Annotated in this window: 16 protein-coding genes; 4 read left to right on the top strand and 12 right to left on the bottom strand. The window is 48.1% G+C overall.

The genetic code is table 11. The features are described 5' to 3' along the window. Window positions 1-180: 180 nt before the first annotated feature. Window positions 181-666: a cytochrome c biogenesis protein CcdC gene (locus MKZ13_RS02555; protein ID WP_179088578.1), complete on the top strand. Its 486-nt coding sequence runs from the start codon at window positions 181-183 to the stop codon at window positions 664-666. 121 nt (window positions 667-787) lie between these two features. Here the strand turns inward: MKZ13_RS02555 and MKZ13_RS02550 are convergent, their stop codons facing one another. Then, window positions 788-1,801 (bottom strand): NADP-dependent oxidoreductase, encoded by a 1,014-nt coding sequence (locus tag MKZ13_RS02550; RefSeq protein WP_076215938.1) that lies wholly within the window; start codon window positions 1,799-1,801, stop codon window positions 788-790. A gap of 174 nt (window positions 1,802-1,975) precedes the next feature. Next, on the bottom strand, window positions 1,976-2,722 hold the full coding sequence (gene map / locus MKZ13_RS02545; RefSeq protein ID WP_211084250.1) for a type I methionyl aminopeptidase: 747 nt from the start codon (window positions 2,720-2,722) through the stop codon (window positions 1,976-1,978). Window positions 2,723-2,929: 207 nt separating this feature from the next. On the opposite strand from map, the gene MKZ13_RS02540 reads away from it, so the two are divergent. Beyond that, window positions 2,930-3,139: a hypothetical protein gene (locus tag MKZ13_RS02540; RefSeq protein ID WP_074093270.1), complete on the top strand. Its 210-nt coding sequence runs from the start codon at window positions 2,930-2,932 to the stop codon at window positions 3,137-3,139. 218 nt (window positions 3,140-3,357) lie between these two features. Here the strand turns inward: MKZ13_RS02540 and MKZ13_RS02535 are convergent, their stop codons facing one another. After that, window positions 3,358-4,179, bottom strand: a complete 822-nt coding sequence (locus MKZ13_RS02535; protein WP_339181522.1) for a protein kinase — start codon at window positions 4,177-4,179, stop codon at window positions 3,358-3,360. Between the two features lie 135 nt (window positions 4,180-4,314). Further along, complete coding sequence (locus MKZ13_RS02530) at window positions 4,315-5,001, bottom strand: hypothetical protein (RefSeq protein WP_221823739.1); 687 nt, start codon at window positions 4,999-5,001, stop codon at window positions 4,315-4,317. Window positions 5,002-5,545: 544 nt separating this feature from the next. On the opposite strand from MKZ13_RS02530, the gene MKZ13_RS02525 reads away from it, so the two are divergent. Continuing rightward, entirely contained in the window at window positions 5,546-6,499 is a 954-nt protein-coding gene (locus tag MKZ13_RS02525; protein WP_339181518.1) for an L-lactate dehydrogenase, read from the top strand. A 164-nt stretch (window positions 6,500-6,663) separates the two neighbouring features. Here MKZ13_RS02525 and MKZ13_RS02520 read toward each other — a convergent pair whose 3' ends face one another. From MKZ13_RS02520 to MKZ13_RS02495, 6 genes are all read right to left on the bottom strand, one after another. Next, on the bottom strand, window positions 6,664-9,372 hold the full coding sequence (locus tag MKZ13_RS02520; protein WP_339181515.1) for a PAS domain S-box protein: 2,709 nt from the start codon (window positions 9,370-9,372) through the stop codon (window positions 6,664-6,666). Between the two features lie 629 nt (window positions 9,373-10,001). Next, window positions 10,002-10,736 carry an ABC transporter permease gene (locus tag MKZ13_RS02515; protein WP_339181512.1) on the bottom strand — a complete coding sequence of 245 codons (735 nt, stop codon included), beginning with the start codon at window positions 10,734-10,736 and terminating at the stop codon, window positions 10,002-10,004. A 1-nt stretch (window position 10,737) separates the two neighbouring features. Beyond that, window positions 10,738-11,454, bottom strand: a complete 717-nt coding sequence (locus MKZ13_RS02510) for an ABC transporter permease (RefSeq protein ID WP_339181510.1) — start codon at window positions 11,452-11,454, stop codon at window positions 10,738-10,740. Beyond that, complete coding sequence (locus MKZ13_RS02505; RefSeq protein WP_036672188.1) at window positions 11,451-12,365, bottom strand: ABC transporter ATP-binding protein; 915 nt, start codon at window positions 12,363-12,365, stop codon at window positions 11,451-11,453. Before MKZ13_RS02505 ends, MKZ13_RS02510 begins: the two co-directional genes overlap by 4 nt. A gap of 85 nt (window positions 12,366-12,450) precedes the next feature. Beyond that, entirely contained in the window at window positions 12,451-13,962 is a 1,512-nt protein-coding gene (locus tag MKZ13_RS02500) for a HAMP domain-containing sensor histidine kinase (RefSeq protein ID WP_339181508.1), read from the bottom strand. Window positions 13,963-14,006: 44 nt separating this feature from the next. Next, window positions 14,007-14,690, bottom strand: a complete 684-nt coding sequence (locus tag MKZ13_RS02495; RefSeq protein WP_221823748.1) for a response regulator transcription factor — start codon at window positions 14,688-14,690, stop codon at window positions 14,007-14,009. Window positions 14,691-14,918: 228 nt separating this feature from the next. Between MKZ13_RS02495 and MKZ13_RS02490 the strand changes: the two genes are divergently transcribed. Beyond that, window positions 14,919-16,679, top strand: coding sequence for an alpha-glycosidase (locus tag MKZ13_RS02490; RefSeq protein ID WP_339181503.1), 1,761 nt, complete (start codon window positions 14,919-14,921; stop codon window positions 16,677-16,679). A gap of 181 nt (window positions 16,680-16,860) precedes the next feature. Here the strand turns inward: MKZ13_RS02490 and sdaAA are convergent, their stop codons facing one another. Continuing rightward, window positions 16,861-17,838, bottom strand: a complete 978-nt coding sequence (gene sdaAA / locus MKZ13_RS02485; protein WP_221823752.1) for an L-serine ammonia-lyase, iron-sulfur-dependent, subunit alpha — start codon at window positions 17,836-17,838, stop codon at window positions 16,861-16,863. Continuing rightward, on the bottom strand, window positions 17,828-18,517 hold the full coding sequence (sdaAB, locus tag MKZ13_RS02480) for an L-serine ammonia-lyase, iron-sulfur-dependent subunit beta (protein ID WP_339181501.1): 690 nt from the start codon (window positions 18,515-18,517) through the stop codon (window positions 17,828-17,830). Before sdaAB ends, sdaAA begins: the two co-directional genes overlap by 11 nt. Between the last annotated feature and the right edge of the window lie 133 nt (window positions 18,518-18,650).

Below are 18,650 nucleotides of genomic sequence, written 5' to 3'. Positions count from 1 at the left end.
ACGGGCACAATAATACAAAATTTTCAAATACACCCTGTGAATACATATCGGGTATATGATACACTAAGCTTTCTATCGGCTTTCTGCGTTTGTGATATAATAGGAACTGAAAATTCCGGCAATTCGTACTGAGTTCCGGATCACCGGATAACATATTATTCCAGAAAGAGGGAGTTCTACGTGGCTCAAATCAGTCCGTACTACCTGCAAATCGGAGCAACCGTGGGCATGCTCGTCATGGCACTGCTTGCCATCTTCATCCGCATGAAAGCCAGTCACAGACCGGTGACCATTCGCAAAATCCTTATTCCTCCGCTCGGCATGAGCACAGGATTTCTCATGTTTGTTGTACCGGCAACTCATGTTCCTCTACTCTGGGCATTCATTGCGTTTCTGGTGGGCTGGTTCCTTTTCTCCTATCCCCTCATTCGCAGTACACGGTTTGAACGAGTAGGTGAAGAAATTTTTGCCACACGTTCTCGCAGCTTTGCTTTTATCTTGCTTGGACTGTTGGCCGTACGCCTGATCCTGCATGAAGTCATTCAGCGATATGTAAGTATTCCGCAAACGGGCGGATTGTTCTTCCTGCTGGCTTTTGGCATGATTGTACGCTGGCGTGTATATATGTACAAACACTACAAAGAAGTGCTGGTCGCCGAACACTAGTCATCATACGCAGACCACGCACAGATTTACAGATAAAAAAGACACGTTCTACTGCACCCTCGGTGTGCAGAACGTGTCTTTTCGTTTTCAACCTAATTTGTACATGTAAACCATTCGATATCTATTCAGGATCTGCAACCTTAACCAGTTGCTTGCCCAGATTATCTCCCGAGAAGAGACCCATGAATGCTTCCGGCGTCTGTTCGAACCCGTCCACAATGTTTTCTTCATACTGGATATGACCTTCCTTGATCCATTTCGCCAACTTGGCGCGGCCTTCCTTGAAGGATTTCGTATAGTCACCCAGCAGGAAACCTTTCATTAATGCTGTATTTGTTAACAGCAATGTCTGTGGTCGCATCCCGATATCCGGCTTCTCCAGATTATAGGACGAGATCTGACCGCATAACGGAATACGTGCATTCCGATTGATGTGGCGCAAGACTGCATCCGAGATGTCACCGCCAACATTGTCAAAGTAGACATCTACACCATCCGGGCAAGCCCGTTCAATGGCTGCTGACATATCCTGCTCCTTCTTGTAATTCAACACCACGTCGAAGCCCAGCTTTTCTTTCAAATAAGCACATTTCTCATCAGAGCCTGCAATACCAACCACGCGTGCTCCCACAATTTTACCAATCTGACCTGCAATCATGCCTACCGCTCCGGCTGCTCCCGATACAACGACCGTTTCGCCGTCCTTCGGTTTGCCGATGTCCTCCATACCAAAATAAGCCGTCAGACCCGTCAGGCCCAGCGCACCCAGGTAAGCCGTGATTGGTGCTTCTTCCGTATCAATCAGCGACAGATCAGCCGTATTCACTGCGGCATATTGCTGCCAGCCCCACATACCGGATACGAGATCTCCTTTGCGCAGATTGGGTTCCGAAGATTCCACAACCTGTCCAATGGCTCCACCCTTGATCACTTCATTTAACGCGTACGGTGCAGCATAGGATTTTGTATCTTTCATGCGGCCCCGCATATACGGATCGACCGACAAATATAATGTACGTACCAGAACTTGCCCAGCTTCCGGTTCAGGAAGAGGTGCATCAATGAAGTTAAAATTCTCTCTGGAAGGGGCACCTTCGGGACGAGACGCAAGTACGATCTGTTTATTTAAAGACACCAAAATTACCTCCTTGTTGCCAAGTGGACACAAGGTTAACCCTTGTCAGCTGAGATCACTTACCACTGGCTCTGTGTTATCACTTCTTAATAGTTTAAACCGAAACAGGCGGATCACAAACGTGGGCCGCCTTGAAATATGCAAATATCGTCACATTGTAGCTGCTTTTGGCTATTATTGTGCTGTCAAAATCACTGGACCATCCGCCGTAATCGCAATCGTATGTTCATACTGGGCAGACAGACTTCCATCCAAAGTACGAGCAGTCCATCCATCTGAATCCAGCTTACTTCGGAACGTACCAATATTCAGCATCGGTTCGATCGTAATAACCATGCCTTCCTTGAGACGCGGACCCCGATGAGGCGGACCGTAGTGAGGGACTTGTGGTTCCTCATGCATCTTCTCACCAATGCCGTGTCCGATAAACTCACGCACAACCGATAGGCCTTCACCTTCTGCATACACTTGAATCGCATTGGAGATATCTCCGATCCGGTTGCCCACCACGGCAAGTTCAATGCCTTTGTACAGAGAGTTTTTGGTTACATCCAGCAGATGTTGTGCTTCCGGAGTCACTTCACCTACGGCATATGACCAAGCCGAATCCGCCAGCCAGCCATTCAGATTAACTACCATGTCGATTGTAACGATATCGCCGTCTTTCAATGCATATTTTCCCGGAAACCCGTGACAGATCACATCATTAACCGACGCACATGTCGCATATTGGTATCCGTTATATCCCTTTTGTTCCGGCGTAGCGCCATTTTTCTTCATAAAAGCTTCTGCAAACTGGTCGATCTCCTGTGTCGTAATGCCTGGACGAATCATCTTTGCAATTTCTCTATGGCATGCGGCGAGAATTTCTCCGGCTTTTTTCATATATTCAATCTGTTCTTTGGTCTTCAATGTAATCATAATAACTACTCCTGTCCGTTAAAATCTTATCCTGTCCTCTATTGTAACTCTAAACACTCAAAATAAAAAATTCCGTGCAATTAGCAACATCCTATTATACGCCAAGCTCCTGTCCAATGAATACAATTATCCATGAAAAAATCGAAACCCCTTCTGATCTAGCCACGTATATGCTTAAAACAGTTGAAGTCGAAAGGGTGAAAGCTCATGTTCAAAAAGATTATCGGCAAACTTATCGATTCCAAATCTTCATCTCACCGCAAACGTCATAGCTCCTCAGACAGGCGCTCCTATAAACGTCACAGTAGTTCCTCAGGCAAGCGTTCCTACAAGCGCTATTCTTCTTCGGATGTGAAATACCGGGATAGCCGTAGTGGCTCCGGGTATTACAAAAGCAGAAAATACAGCTCCAGCTAAGCTGCTAACACGACTGCTTTTAAAGAGCAATGATCACACACCAGCTTATTAGACGCTACAATAAATGAATATGTAATAAAGGGGTGTTCGCTAGCCATACACACGGCTAACAGAACACCCCTTTATTGTTTCTATATAGTAAAAAGGAAAAAGACCCCTGCAGATATCATACGAAGAGGTCACGGATAACAAATATAGGTCCGCCTACAGAGCTTATTTCATTGTAATCTCAGCAACACTTTCTCAATCTCTGCCTTTAACTCTGTCGCCCCACCCTTATAACCTGGACGGAGTCCAAGGAGTCGCTCCAGCATCTGGTGCAATTCCGGCGTAAGCTTAAGTTCCTCCTGCCAGCTGGCGGGTTCACGGCCCTTCTCTGGCTCATAAGCCGAGTACAGCAGAAAGAGAAGAAAGTGGCCGATATCCTGCAAATCATGATCCGGTGTAGCCCGTTCATCTTCAGGTTCAGGGACTTCACGCATACGTCGCTTCAACTCCGGCAACAACGGCTCCCCCAAGCGTCTTGCCAGGCCAAAGTCAATCAGATGCACCTTCCCTTCACGTAAAATAACATTGGGAATCCGCACATCTCCATGTATATATCCCTGCTCATGCACATGCGCCACCGGAGCCAGCAGTTGACCTGCCAATTCCAGACATTCCCGCTCCGTATATCGAAGACCTTGCTCAAATATGCAATCTTCCAGCGTCTGTCCACGAATATACTCGGTAACGATATAACTTCGTCTCCCGGATGTGAACACATCCAACAGTTCAGGGATCGCCGGATGATGAAGACGTCTCATCACGTCCGCCTCCCGCTCCAACAGGTGAGCAGAGAGTCTGCCCTTGCTAGGCTTGGATTCCTTCAACGCCACTTCCCTGCCGTTCTGATCATCTGTACACAGGTATGTCAGCCCATAGCTCCCCATACCCAGCAATTCCTGTATTGTATAACGCTCAGCAATGGTCGTGCCTTCCCGCCGAGGACGATCCGTCCATAATCCGAGCACTCTTTGCCAACTTCGTCGCAGCTCCACAGATCCTCCCACGCCAGCTTCCTGATCCACTCAGTCTTTATCTATACTGAGCAGTCGGTTGCCAGTCTTCATGTTGTATGGAGCTTATTATATCAGGCCAATACTGTAAAATCACGATGGGTAAATGCCTGTTGCTCAAGCTTCCTTATGCTTCTTGGGCAGGAACCCGAACAACATACGCAGGGATACTCCTTTGGGTTTGCGTTTTCTTCCCTGGAAACTGCGCAGATTGGTCACAAGTTCACGATCCCGCTCTTCCTCCAGCTTCTCATTCATCCACAGGCGCTGTTTCTCCATCTGTTCCTGGAGCGCCATATGTGTATCAGCCAGATGCTGAAGGGTCAGCTCCAGTTCATCGACCCGCTGTTGCAGCAGCTGTACCCGATCATCCTGCTGTTGTTCTACAGCACCATAAGTCACCTCACTTACCAGTTGGCCCAGACCTTCATAGGATCTCAGATTACCCATTATTTCAGGTTCTTCAGGGAATACGGATGACATGACTGTCGCTGCACATTCCGTCTCTGACAGACCTTCAATCCCCACCACCGGTACATCCACTTCTACTGCAGCTACAGGTACTTCTGGAGCCAATACAGTCACCACAGCATCAGCCAGGGGGAGATTATGCTCCCTGAGTTCGGTCATCAGGCGTTCAATGCACTCGATGTCGTCGGACTTGAATAGTCTGGATTTGTTGGCGGACCGTTCGAACCGGTATCCCTGTTCTTCCAGTGCCGCCGCATATTTACGAAGAGTACTGGCACCTATGCCCAGGCTCTTGGCCGTTTCCGTCGTTGCTCCTGCTTCTTCAATCATCATTAATTCCCTCCCGGAATGAAGTCTTTTGGGAATCCATTTCATAATACCTGTAGTGAGTTATGAAATGGATTCTTGGATAAAAACATTATGGCTTCAGCGTTCCTTTTTGGAACCGTCATCGGATCGGGGCAACCTGTCTCATGGATCAAGTATGCTTATCTTTTGCTTGTCCGTATGTATTCGTCAGCTTCTCAGCAGATCCCTTTGGCGGTTTTGTTCTGTTTCTGCGGATTCCTAAGAAGTTTTGTCAGGTATATGATCCGCACAAATAACCCCCAATCCGACAACAAGCATGAATGCTGTCATGTCGAATGACACAGGTGCAAATGCCGTCAAATCATATGATTATGAATTATTCATGTCAATTTTGTTAACTCCTTTACTCCAATACGCTCCCGTGATAGCGGATATCATTGCTGTACAGCTTTTTCATGTGTTATCTTATGTAACGTAGAAGTACATTCCAGCATAAAATAAAAGACTATACTTAACATAGAACGCATGAGTAACGGATAAATATCAATCTAAATGGGGGCTGAAGGCAGTGTTAGGCAAATCAGGCAAAGTAGCGGTGATCGGGGCGGGTCTTGTCGGTTCAAGTTGTGCGTATTCCATGATTAATCAATCGATATGCAGGGAAATTATGATGGTGGACCGGACGTATGACCGTGCTGTAGCACAGGCATTGGATTTTTCCCATTGTATGGACTTCACACATAACCGCACCAAGGTATATGCAGGCACGTACGCCGATTGTGGCAATATGGATGTTATTGTCTTAACTGCCGGGGCGAATCCCAAGCCAGGACAGACACGGCTGGATATTCTGGGGGAAGCGGAATCGATTACCAAAGACATCGTGGTCCCGATCATGAACAGTGGATTTAACGGGATTTTTGTCGTCGCTGCCAATCCGGTTGACATAGTAACTTATATGGTATGGAAATTATCTGGTCTTCCGCGTGAGCATGTCATCGGCACAGGAACGTCTATTGACTCTTCAAGGCTCAAAACGCTGCTGTCTGAAGTCTTCTCCATCGACCCACGCAGTGTGCACGGTTATGCTCTCGGGGAGCATGGAGAATCCCAGTTCGTGGCCTGGTCGCATGTGACCATCGGTGGCAAACCGATTATGCACATCATGGATCAGCACAAGGAACGCTTCAAACATCTGGATCTGGACGATATTGCACGCAAAACAAAGGATGCCGGCTGGGAGATCTTTACCCGTAAAGGTTCTACCCAATTCGGAATCGGCAATGCCCTCGCGCACATCACTCGTTCCATCCTCAATGACGAACACAAGATCATCGCCGTATCGGCTATTCTGGACGGAGAGTACGAGCAACACAACGTTTGCGTCGGTGTTCCTGCAATCATCGGTGGCAATGGCATTCAAGAGATTATCGAATTGAATCTGGATGCAACGGAACGTGAGAAATTCAACAGTTCCTGTGAAATCCTATCTGGTAATATCAATCGTCTGACACTGGTATAAGCCATTCCTATACAACTCCACTTTGTATGCTTCGGCTCAACTTCAAAAGCCTACCAACGCAAACATGCCAATAATACTCCATGCGAGGAGTCTTATTGGCATGTTTGCGTTTATTATTTTTCACAGCCAGATGAATCAATTTCATAATTGATTTGAGCTGTTGTTCAATTCGGTGCAAGTTGAGGTTCGTCCCTTGGTCCCCATTGCTGTAACACTCGCTTCAACTCACTCAGCATAACCGGTTTGCTAATGAAGTCACGCATACCCATCTCCAGACAAGCTTCCTTGTCTTCACGTTTGGCATTACCTGTAACTGCGATGATTGGAGGTATGCGATCCTGTGGAATTAGGCGGCGTAACAGGTCTGTCGCCTTCAGTCCATCCATCACAGGCATATGAATATCCATCAGGACAATATCATAAGCATTCTGAGAGATGGCATCAATTGCCTCCACACCATTGGTACATACATCTGCGTGATATCCGAGCTTCTCCAGATATTCTCGCAAAATCTTCCGGTTCACAGGATGATCCTCCGCCACCAGAATACGCATGGCGACCTTGTCACTTTGACGTGTGCGATCATGATGGAACTGACTTGCTGTCTGTTCTGCTGAAGCATCTACACTCGCCGCAGGAACAGCAAACCGGAAGGTTGAGCCCTCCCCTTCTATACTCTCGACACTGATACTGCCTCCCATGATCTCCACGAGTCGCTTGGAGATGACCAGTCCCAGTCCGGTACCACCATACATCCGGTTAATCACCGGATGTAGTTGAGAGAAGGACTGAAACAACTGATCCAGCTTGTCAGCCGGGATGCCAATTCCCGTGTCTTGCACCGCAAAATCAAGAACGCTGTCTTCAGGCTTTCTGCCCTTGATAATATCCACGTTAACATCAATGCTTCCCTGATCTGTGAACTTGAGCGCATTGCCAACCAAGTTCACCAGAATCTGCCGGATACGTATAGCGTCACCGACCATGAACTCAGGGATGCTTGGATTGAGGCGATATCTGATCTCCAGATGTTTCTCATCTGCACGCGGTTTAAACAGTTCGGCAACCTGTTCCAGCATCTTGCGTAATGCAAATGGTTCATAAGCCAGTGCCATTTTCCCGGATTCCAGCTTACTGAAGTCCAAAATATCATTAAGGATGTTCAGCAGAGCATCGCCGCTGTCTCGAATAATCTCGGCATATTCACGCTGTTCTTCCGATAAATCGGTGCCGATCAACAATTCTGTCATCCCCACGATCCCGTTCATCGGTGTCCGGATCTCATGGCTAACCATCGACAGAAATTCTGACTTGGCCTGAGCTGCCAGCTCAGCTGTCTCTTTGGCACGTACAATTTCACGTTCGCCAGTCACATCATTGAACACAACCACCGCGCCCTGAATCTGTCCCTGTTCAATAATTGGCGTCACCTGATATTGCACCAGAAAGCTGCTGCCATCTTTACGCCAGAATACATCTTCTTTGATTGAACGTCTCTGTCCATCCAACACAGTCATGTGAATCGGGCACTCTTCTTTTGGGAAATGACTTCCGTCTGCACGGGTGTGATGGATAATAGGATGTGAGTTTTTGCCAATGAATTCTTTCGCCTCATAACCGAACATCGAAGCTGCTGCAGGATTCATAAACATGGTGATGCCATCCGCATCCAAACCATATATTCCTTCCGTAACCGTGTTGAGAATCAACTCATGTTGCTTGCTAAGCTCCTGAATCCGTTCCGTATATTCCTTGCGCTCGGTAATATCGGACACGATCCCATAGACACCTACCATTTCCTTATCCACAATAATGGGCACATTCGTAACAGATACTTCGATCTTCCGACCACTTGAATTGACGATTCGGGTCTCATAATATTGCGGATCGCCTTGCTTAACCTTGTCAAAGTTCGTTTGACCGTGTTGAACTTCACATTTATCCAGATTGGACAAAAACGATTTGCCAATAAGCTTATTGCGCGGAACATCCAGCATTTGGACCAGCTTGCTGTTCACCGCACTATATTTGCCATCCAGATTCAATGAATACACCGCCGCCGGATTATGTTCGAACAGCGATCTGTATCGCTGACGGCTTTCCCGAAGACGTCTGTCTGCATCCTTATGCTGAGTAATATCCCTGCTGATGCTGACAATCTGGACACTCTTGCCACGCTCTCCAGCCACAGGTTTCGCCAATGTCTCCATCCAGATATAATGTCCCTTCTTGTGCAACACACGCATCTTGCAGCCATTGCCGATCTTGGAGAGATCCATAGGGTCCGGATAATCTCCCGGATAACAATAATCCTTGAAGGACTTTCCTATGACTTCCTCCGGCTTATAACCCAGTAAGGTGTACACGGAAGGGGAGACGTATAACAACTCGCCATCCTTAGCACAAGTTGTAATCAGATCTTGTGCGTGGTCAGCCAGCACCTGATATTTCTCCTGTGCCTCCTTAAGCTCACGTTGCACTTTTAGGATATCGGTAACATCTTTGGCAATGCCGTATATGCCGACAACTTCATCACTCTCTGTGATAGGCACATACGTTATCTCTGCCTGTTTCAGGGAACCATCTTTATGATAAAAAGTAATGGGATTACTGACTGAACGTCCAGCCAGTACCTCTTTAATATATTCTTTGCGTGAATTTTCACTGTCCGGAGGACAGATCTCACTCTGATTCATACGAATCAAGTCATCCAGTGTATACCCTGATATCCGCTCTACCGAGGGATTAGCATCAATATAGTTTCCACGGATATCCATTACATAAATGGCATCCGGATGGTTAAAAAACAGTGATTGGTAAGAACTTCCCTCAGAAATAATGCGCTTCAGGGTTTCCGTTTTATTAACATCCAAGGCTTACCCCTCTTTTCTCAGCCGATATCTACATCTAACAACAGGAATCTTTTTAGTTCCTTAGAAATAGGCCTACCCTCGAATAACCATGTAAGCCAACCTAGAAACAGTTTTTTTTATTTTACCAGATTCTCGTCTCATTTTGCTTACAATCTATGATTCAATTCACATGATGTGTGAGGTAATACTTGGAATTTTGATATTACTCAGGAGGTGTCTTCAAAGGCAGACAATTTATAAGGATCAAGTAAGCCTCTAACAAGCTTGAAGTTCAATTTCAAGTCAGCTGTGACTAAACGATTTTCTAAAGAACTCAGGACATCTTATTTGGCGTCCATGCGCCCTTTGTAAATTTTAAAGAACATCAGACACGTTAATCCCCATAATCTCCTGTCATAAACGCTGCAATCAGTTGTTTCATTGGATATAACATGTCTCAGGTTCCTTAGATTTCTGAGATCACTTCAAATCCTTGATTAAGACTCCTCAGATTCGTTAGCGAGTTGACCATTCATGATGGGTGGGTCAGACATTAGAAAAAATCCTCCTGAAGCCTACATACAATGGAGTTTGCATGTTTTGCTTTAAGAGGATTTTGATCTACGATAACCAAGTGTGTAACGAATTATTCAGATTTCTTTTTTCGCAAAATACATCATGCCGATTCCAATAAAAATAACAGCACTGCCTCCAACAACCGCCAGCATCGTCATCAGTGGCACGTTGTAGGCTCCGAAACCTCCGCCGTCCACGGGTGTCATCAGAATCATCGGTTGTGCCCATGGATAATACGGCCCATATGTCGCCGAGTTTACAATGAGAATATTCGGTATGGTCAGTGCAAAATTCAGTGCGAGCGGTGCGGCAAAGCTGCTCCACACCAATGAAACGAACATCTGCAGGGCAGCCAAGGGTACACAGGCCAGCAACCCAAGCAGTAGTTTGCCTACCAAGAATCCCCAAGGTACTGGCATCGTAATGCCGTGAATCATGCCTGCCAGCAGAATGGACATCAGCAATAATACTTGTGTACCCGCCAGAAGCATGAGTACAATCGTCAGTTTACCTGCATATACACCTGAACGTGTGAGCGGCAAAACCAGCATCTGCTTCCACCCTCCACCTGCATGTTCGAAACGGCAGACAAAGGACGTAAACACGCCAGTCAGCATCGGTAACAATAACAATCCGTGCAGGAAAACCATTGTGGTCATCAATACCTGCCAATTGCCCGATGGCGTGGACAACAGTCCGATGAGCAGCGCAATGAGTGGACTCAGCAGAATCAGGAGCCATATGGGCGATTTGCTCATTTTCAATCGTTCAGCGGACAAAATTCGGAAATACGTTGTCGCAAAGCTCATATCAGGCCACATCCTTCCGGCTAAAATGCATCATACCCAGCAACAGGATTAATAACCCCAGACCTGCCCCCATGCCTGCATACAGGTAAGGATTAGGCCCATTCCAGGCCATCTGTGCCCATGCGAGCGGAAAGATCGGTGAGATACTGAGTGAGAACATACCCGTTATCGCGAGAACGATGCCCAGGGTGACGGGAAGCGCCTGATTCTTGTTAACCATTGTGAGCCACAACTCCAGTGATAACACCGGAAGTGCACCAGCCAAAGGCAATAGACCCAGCTTGATCGCATGTGTCCAAGGTATTTCGCTGGCATGGAATCCGAGGATCAGACCCAGACCCACAATGCCTGCGGTTAACAGCAGGCAGGAGATCACCAGCAGCACACAAGCAAGCAGGAACTTGGCTAAATACACGGCTGGTCTGGGAATAGGCATCGCGAGCAACTGTTTCCACGATCCCTGTTCATGTTCGACATTAGCGATCATGGAGCTGAGAATGGTTGCTCCCAGCATCAGAGACAAGGGCACAAAGACAACCACATTGCCAAGCAATCCGCCCCACAGGTTATCTGCATACTGCTCTTTCAGATAGCCCAGCCGTAAGCCAAAATTAAGCGCCTGCATCGCTGTTAATCCAAGAGGGGCCAGAAAAACAAGAAACCAGATCCCTTTCCCCCGAATCTTGAGCCAGTCTGACGATAATGCACGCCCGGTCATATGGACGCCCCCTCGCCAATGACCCGCATGAACAGATCTTCCAGCGACTGACGCTGTTCCTCTACACGATACACATCATGATCCTGCTCAATTAATCGGCGCACAAGCAGTGCCACTGAACTGTTATCCATATAAGGGAACGTTAACGCAGAACCTTGCTGCTGACCAAATTGTCCCTGTTCTCTCGCCAGCTTCATAGCCTCTTCCGGCTCGGAAACCGTTAACCGGATAGAGCTGCCCGTCTGACTATGCAGACTTGCGATAGTATCCTGAAGCACCATCTTGCCTTCACGGATTATACCAACACGACTTGCCATCTGTTCGACTTCACTCAGCAAGTGGCTGGAAACCAGAACGGTAATGCCATGTTCCAGAGGCATGCGTTTGATCAGTTCCCGAATCTCCTGAATACCGGCAGGATCAAGTCCATTCGTTGGTTCGTCCAGAATCAGTAACTCCGGTTCACCCAGCAAAGCGCTAGCAATACCCAGACGTTGCTTCATCCCAAGGGAATACCCCTTCACTGAACGTTTGGCATCCTTGGTCAGATCTACAATGGACAGCACTTCAGCAATTCTTGATTTGGGTACATTGATGATGCGGCGCAAAGTTTCCAGATTCTCTACTGCGTTCAGATGTCCGTAATAGGATGGGTATTCGACCAAGGAACCCACACGGCGCAATATATCCATGCGATCCTTGCGGATATCCTTGTCGAAGACACGGATCACGCCTTTGGTTGGTTTAATCAAGCCGAGAAGCATGCGAATCGTTGTTGTTTTGCCGGCGCCGTTGGGACCGAGGAAGCCGTAGATATCTCCCTTTTTAATATGCAGATCAAGTTCACGGACCGCTGCACGGTCCCGGTATGTTTTCCATAAATTCGCCGTTTGAATAATATTTTCACTCACTGTATGATCACCTCGGAACTATCGTAACCTTCCAAGGTTAAAGCCAAAGTAGTCTCTAGTTTAAGTTTAGTTTAAAAAAGCAATTTCAGCGGTTTGTTGTTTCCCGGTTTCCCTTACCACTGTAGATATATGTCTGGACACCCGTATCGGAACTGTCTACCCGCTTGCGCAGACCCATCTCACGAATCAACAGGTCTACAATGGATAAACCTAGGCCTGTGCCTTTTGTGTCGGAATTCGGTTGCATTCCCGGACCCCGATCCTGAATAACGATGGCCGTCTCACCCTGAATCTCCTGAGTTGATATACCAATATATTTCCCGCTGGCGGCATGACGGATCACGTTTTGGAACAAATTATCAAGAATACGGCGCATGCCCTGTTCATCCATATGCCAGATCAGCGGTTCCTCTGGCAGGTCAATATCAATCTCAAATTGTTCTTTCTCCCAGACCGGGTACCAGGCAGCCGCCGTTTCCCTGACGATCCGCAGTATATCTTTCTCTTCCAGCTTCAGTGTATATTTCCCACTGGTGAGCAAATTGTAGGATAACATGTTGTCAATGAGCCCGCCGAGGTCCTCCATCTTTGCTTCCATGCGATGTAGTGAACGGTCCCCTTGCTCGCTCAGCTCTTCCTTGTGCAAAGCATGCATATGTCCACGAATCACCGTTAACGGGGTACGCAGATCGTGGGAAAGCCCCGCAATGAGACGTTTGCGCAATTGTTCTTCCTCGCGTTCACGGTGGCGGCTGTCGGATAGTTGATGAACCATCTGATTGAAGGATTCCTCCAGTTGGCCGATCTCGTCTGACCGTCGGATATCTACCGGAAGCGGGAGGCCTTCCTTGCCTGTGGTCATCATGGCCGTCTGCAAACGAATAAGTCGTTTGCGAATACGTGCGAAGAAAAGAATCGACATAATGATGAAGATCAGAAAGATGAGGGTCATTACGATACCAAGATACAAAAGTTCCATCGGCCAGTTACTCTGATTCATTTGCAGAAGTGACCGCGGCACTTCAATGATGATGAATCCCTGTCCTTTGTCCTGCTCATCTCCGCCAATATATGCAACTACGGTCAGTGGATCGCGATAGGTAGCTTCTTTCATGAATTGCACTGTATTGTTCGCATTCCATAAGGATGGAATATGAGTCTCTGCCGTGTGCCCGGAATCCAGTGACCATCTCAATGTCGTATCTGTCCTGCCATCCGGCGACGTGGATTTCAGAAGTGTTACATCTTCACCCCCAAGAATAAAGAGGGTCTCACCGCTCACATTCACATGATACATGGAAGATTTGGGATATGAGTCATGTAATCGCTCCAACCGGGCCTTAATCTCTTCATCCGAAGCACCATCCAGGTTCTTCGATTCACGTGACCAGATGTTACTGATCCGGGTAACATCACCGTAAGGTGCAGCTCGGTTCTTATTCGTGTCCGTGTTATTCACTACAACAATATATATAACGGATATAATCGGAAGCACAACGGGCACAAATAATACAGCCGCCAAGATCAGGAGGATGTATCTGGACATCAAGGACCGCCCAAAGCGAAGCTTGCGCCCCCCGGATTGTTTTTGATCCATGCTTCGTTCTCCCTTCATGATCTTCCGTTTGCTGAACCAGCGGATCATGGCTTCTTCACACGATATCCTACACCGCGGACCGTCTGAATAACTACAGGATTGGCCGGATCAAGCTCCAACTTTTCGCGTAGATGTCGAATATGTACCATTAAAGTTTTGTCCCCATCCAGATAGGGCTCGTTCCAGACGGCTTCATAGATCTGTTCTTTCGTTCGAATCATGCCCATATGTCGTAGCAGGTAGGCGAAGATGTGGAACTGTTTTCCCGATAAAATAATCTCATTTCCCGTCTCCTCATTCACGATTCGGTTGTCCTTCTCATAGATGGAGAGATGATCCAGCTTCAGGGCTGTATCCGATGAGACCGCAGTTCCCGCCTTCCGCAGTTGTACTTCAATCCGGGCAGCCAGTTCATCGGGGTGAAATGGTTTGGTCACATAGTCATCGGCAAAATCAAGACCGTGCAACTTGTCGTCAATGGACGTTCTGGCCGAGAGCATGACAATCGGCACCGCGGGATGCTCTTTTTTCAGTCGCTGGCCCACCGTAAATCCATCCAGCCCGGGCAGCATGACATCCAGAATAATGAGTGAGCAACCGATAGCAGCCTCCGCTGCACCTTCACCACTGCCGAGCCATACCACCTCATAACCGCGCTCCTCCAGATCGGCTCTGACCCAAGTCGCAATTTCCGTATCATCTTCAATATATAACAGTTTGGTTTTCATCCGAATATTCGTTTCCTTTCTGCCCTCATTGGGTTAATGATATATCTGAGCATCATCATAATAAAAGCTGTCTATAACATATGGATTCATGTCTTGTTGAAACAATGTTGAAGTCCTTTACGTTACCACACATTCTAATTATAGCGTATTCATTAACGTGGGGAATGTCATATTAATCAAGTCTACCAAGTACATACTATATCCACACCTGACGGGAGGAAATTCATTATGCTGCTGGAAGCCATCTATCATCAACCGAAACGAAACTGGGCCTATGCCTATGACCAAGATACAATCCATCTGCGTTTGCGTGCCAAAAAGAATGATCTGACCGAGGTACATGCCCTGACCGGGGATAAATATTCGTGGGATGCAACCAAAGCGCTGGTTCCTTTAACAAAGTTCACCTCTGACTCCATGTTCGATTATTACGAGGGTGAGGTGAAACCTCCCTACCACCGACTGAAATACTCTTTTCTGCTCAGAAACGGAGACGAACAGATCTGGATGACCGAGACGGGCTTCCAGGAAGAAGAACCGGACGATCCAGGTCGTATGTTCCAGTTCCCTTATATTCATGCCGGAGCTGTATTCACAACCCCTGCGTGGGTTAAGGATGCGGTGTTCTATCAGATTTTTCCCGAACGATTCGCCAACGGCAACCCGGATATTAGTCCGGAAAAGGTAGAGCCGTGGGGCGGTGAGCCAACACCTTTCAATTTCTTCGGCGGTGACCTTCAGGGCGTGATCGACCATCTGGATTACATCAGCGATCTTGGCATTAATGCGATCTACTTCACACCCATCTTCGAAGCCACCACCAATCACAAATACGATACCGAGGACTATCTGCGGGTAGACCGGCACTTTGGTGACGCAGACACCGTGAAAAGACTGGTCGAGCTGTGCCATGCACGTGGAATTCGCGTACTTCTGGATGCTGTGTTCAACCATTCCGGGAAGACATTTGCGCCGTTTGTGGATGTGCAGAAGAACGGCGAGCAATCCAAATACAAGGACTGGTTCCATGTACACGAATACCCGCTGGACGTGAAGGATGGCATTCCAACGTATGAGACCTTCGGATTCGAAGCGCATATGCCAAAGCTCAATACGGAGAATGCCGAGGTGAAGGCCTATCTGCTGGAGGTTGCCGAGTATTGGATCAAGGAAGTGGGTGCGGACGGGTGGCGGCTGGATGTGGCAGACGAAGTGGACGATGCATTCTGGCGTGATTTCCGCCGTGTAGTCAAAGCGGCTAATCCGGATGCTTACATTCTGGGCGAAGTATGGAACGAGTCTTCCTCCTGGCTGCAAGGTGACCAGTTCGATGCATCCATGAACTACCCTTTTACCGATGCCGTGAATGCTTTCTTTGTGAAAAATACAATGCACGCCGAGCAATTCGCAAACTCCATCGGGCGACAGTTATCCCGTTATCCGCTTCAGGCCAGCGAAGTGGCGTTTAACTTGCTGGACAGCCACGATACCCCGCGGCTGCTCACGCTGTGTGAAGGCGACCAGCGCAAGATGAAGCTGGCTGCGTTATTCCAGTTCAGTTACATGGGCGCGCCATGCATCTATTACGGAGACGAGATTGGCATGGACGGTGAACATGATCCGGGCTGCCGTAAATGCATGGAATGGGATGAAGCGAAGCAGGACCGAGAGTTGTTCGACTTTTATCAGAAACTGATCTCCTTGCGTCATGCTCATCCTGCCCTGCGTGCAGAAGGCACCGTTCGTTTTCTCCAGGCTCGTCCCGATGGCAGCCAACTGGTATTGGAGCGGCAAAGTAAGGAGGAACGAATTCTGGTTCTGTTCAATCGATCAGAAGAGACGGCTATTGTCGAGCTGGAGGCCGGTGACGAGGAATGGACCGAGTTATTCGGCGGAAACCATCGTACCGCCAAGGAAGATGGCGTACTCTCCATTGAACTGCCCGCGTATGGATATGCCGTATTAAGTACGGCTGTGAGCCAGGACTAGAGTTATAATACACATACGTCTGAGCCACATCTAAGTAGCCTATCTTCGCTTCATCTGCAGCATAAAACAAGCGTCCTGCATAACCCGGATTCGGGTTCGCGGACGCTTGTTTTTGTATTTTTGTATTCGCCGTTATACATAATAATGTCACTGATTTATATATAGGTGGTCCCGGTTCAGCTTAAACCTGAGTATCCTTGTCCACTTGAGCATTGTCCGCCCCACTTGTAGTTGTGTCAGAATCTGCTGGCTTCGACTCCGGCTCAGGCTCTGCACGCTTTGCCTTTGGTTTAGCCAGCTTTTGCATCATTTTGCGGCCGGTTGGCGTCTGGGCCAACCCGCCCTGGGCTGTCTCCCGATGGCGGCTCGGCATCGCACTGCCTACTTCCAGCATAACGTCGATGACTTCATCTGATGGAATAGCACTACGCACTCCGGCCAGGGCCATGTCAGCCGCAGCCAGCGCCGTGACTGCACCCAGTCCATTACGGACGATGCACGGGATTTCAACGAGGCCTGCGACCGGATCGCAGATAAGGCCCAGTGTATTTTTTAACGCCAAACCAACGGCATGAACGACCTGTTCCGGTGTACCTCCACGCAGTTCAACCATGGCACCCGCAGCCATGCCAATAGCGGAACCCACTTCCGCCTGACAGCCACCTTCGGCACCGGAGATAAATGAATTGTTGGCAATAACATAACCAATTGCTCCCGCACAGAACAACCCGTTCACCAAATGTTCATCCGTCCAGCCAAATCGCTCCTGTGAACTGATAAACACACCCGGGATAATACCACAGGAACCGGCTGTTGGTGTTGCCACAATCCGGCCCATGGAGGCATTCACTTCAGATACACACAGGGCATACGCCATGGCAAGTGCGGAAGCATCTCCTGAACAAGTCTCACCCTTGCGAATGTACTCGGCCATTTTTTTACCGTCTCCACCCGTTAACCCACTGCGTGATGTTGTATCTTCCGTTAACCCTTTGCGTACCGCTTCCTTCATCACCTGATAATATTCAGACATCTGCTTCACAACATCCGCTTCCGGTGTATTGGTCTCCTGAACCTGCTCCTCGATCATCAGCTGAGCGATGGTTTTGGATTCTGCTGTACAGATCGTATTCAGTTCGTGCAAATGTTTAAACCGCATCCGAATCAACTCCGCTCTTCAAATCGATAACACGAATGTCCAGCACATGGCCCAGCTCCTTTAGACGCTTGAGCATATCAGGATTAGGCACACCATCCATTTCCATCGCGGTGAGTGCTTCGCCATCACGGGCTTTCCGGTCCACCTGCATATACCCGATGTTAACCCCGGATGAACTGATCGTGGACGTCACTGACGCGAGTACGCCCGCTTTATCCGCATGCCGCAGAACCAGTGTTGGGAACTCACCACTAATCTGAACACGAAAATCATTCATCGAATGCACTGATACACTGCCACCACCAATGGATGCACCGATTAAGGAGCAGGCACGTTCTCCATGCCACAACTCAATTTTGACCGTATTTGGATGAGGAGCAGGCAGGCCACTTGTATAAAACTCAACCTCCATGCCCGCTTCCTCTGCGTATCGCTCCGCATCCGGGATACGCGGATCGTCTGTGACATAGTCCAGCAGACCGCCGATCAGTGCCAGGTCTGTTCCGTGCCCCTGATACGTATCAGCGAATGAACCGTATAACGTCAACCGGGCACGATCTGGCGTACATCCCAGCCACTGACGAGCAATTCTTCCTAACCTTGCCGCACCAGCTGTATGTGAACTTGAAGGCCCCGTCATCGACGGACCAATAATTGAGAAAACATCTTTAAATCGCACCTTGTAACCCTCCATTATTAATCATGATTCAATTTTGTAAAATGTATTCGTCATTTCGATCCAGGAGTTCCATCCACAATGACCCTTATTTAGGGTATGATGACATCAAAAAAGGACAGAAGAAGGCCTTAGG

Origin of the sequence: Paenibacillus sp. FSL R5-0701, assembly GCF_037973995.1 — a bacterium.
Lineage (GTDB): Bacteria > Bacillota > Bacilli > Paenibacillales > Paenibacillaceae > Paenibacillus.
This window is presented reverse-complemented; position numbering and strand designations above follow the sequence as displayed.

Bases quoted from the DNA above. Each gene is read 5' to 3' on its own strand.
- map (WP_211084250.1), bottom strand. From the start codon at position 2,722: ATGATTACATTGAAGACCAAAGAACAGATTGAATATATGAAAAAAGCC.
- MKZ13_RS02540 (WP_074093270.1), top strand. From the start codon at position 2,930: ATGTTCAAAAAGATTATCGGCAAACTTATCGATTCCAAATCTTCATCT.
- MKZ13_RS02530 (WP_221823739.1), bottom strand. From the start codon at position 5,001: ATGATGATTGAAGAAGCAGGAGCAACGACGGAAACGGCCAAGAGCCTG.
- MKZ13_RS02515 (WP_339181512.1), bottom strand. From the start codon at position 10,736: ATGAGCTTTGCGACAACGTATTTCCGAATTTTGTCCGCTGAACGATTG.
- MKZ13_RS02510 (WP_339181510.1), bottom strand. From the start codon at position 11,454: ATGACCGGGCGTGCATTATCGTCAGACTGGCTCAAGATTCGGGGGAAA.
- MKZ13_RS02500 (WP_339181508.1), bottom strand. From the start codon at position 13,962: ATGGATCAAAAACAATCCGGGGGGCGCAAGCTTCGCTTTGGGCGGTCC.
- MKZ13_RS02495 (WP_221823748.1), bottom strand. From the start codon at position 14,690: ATGAAAACCAAACTGTTATATATTGAAGATGATACGGAAATTGCGACT.
- MKZ13_RS02490 (WP_339181503.1), top strand. From the start codon at position 14,919: ATGCTGCTGGAAGCCATCTATCATCAACCGAAACGAAACTGGGCCTAT.
- sdaAA (WP_221823752.1), bottom strand. From the start codon at position 17,838: ATGCGGTTTAAACATTTGCACGAACTGAATACGATCTGTACAGCAGAA.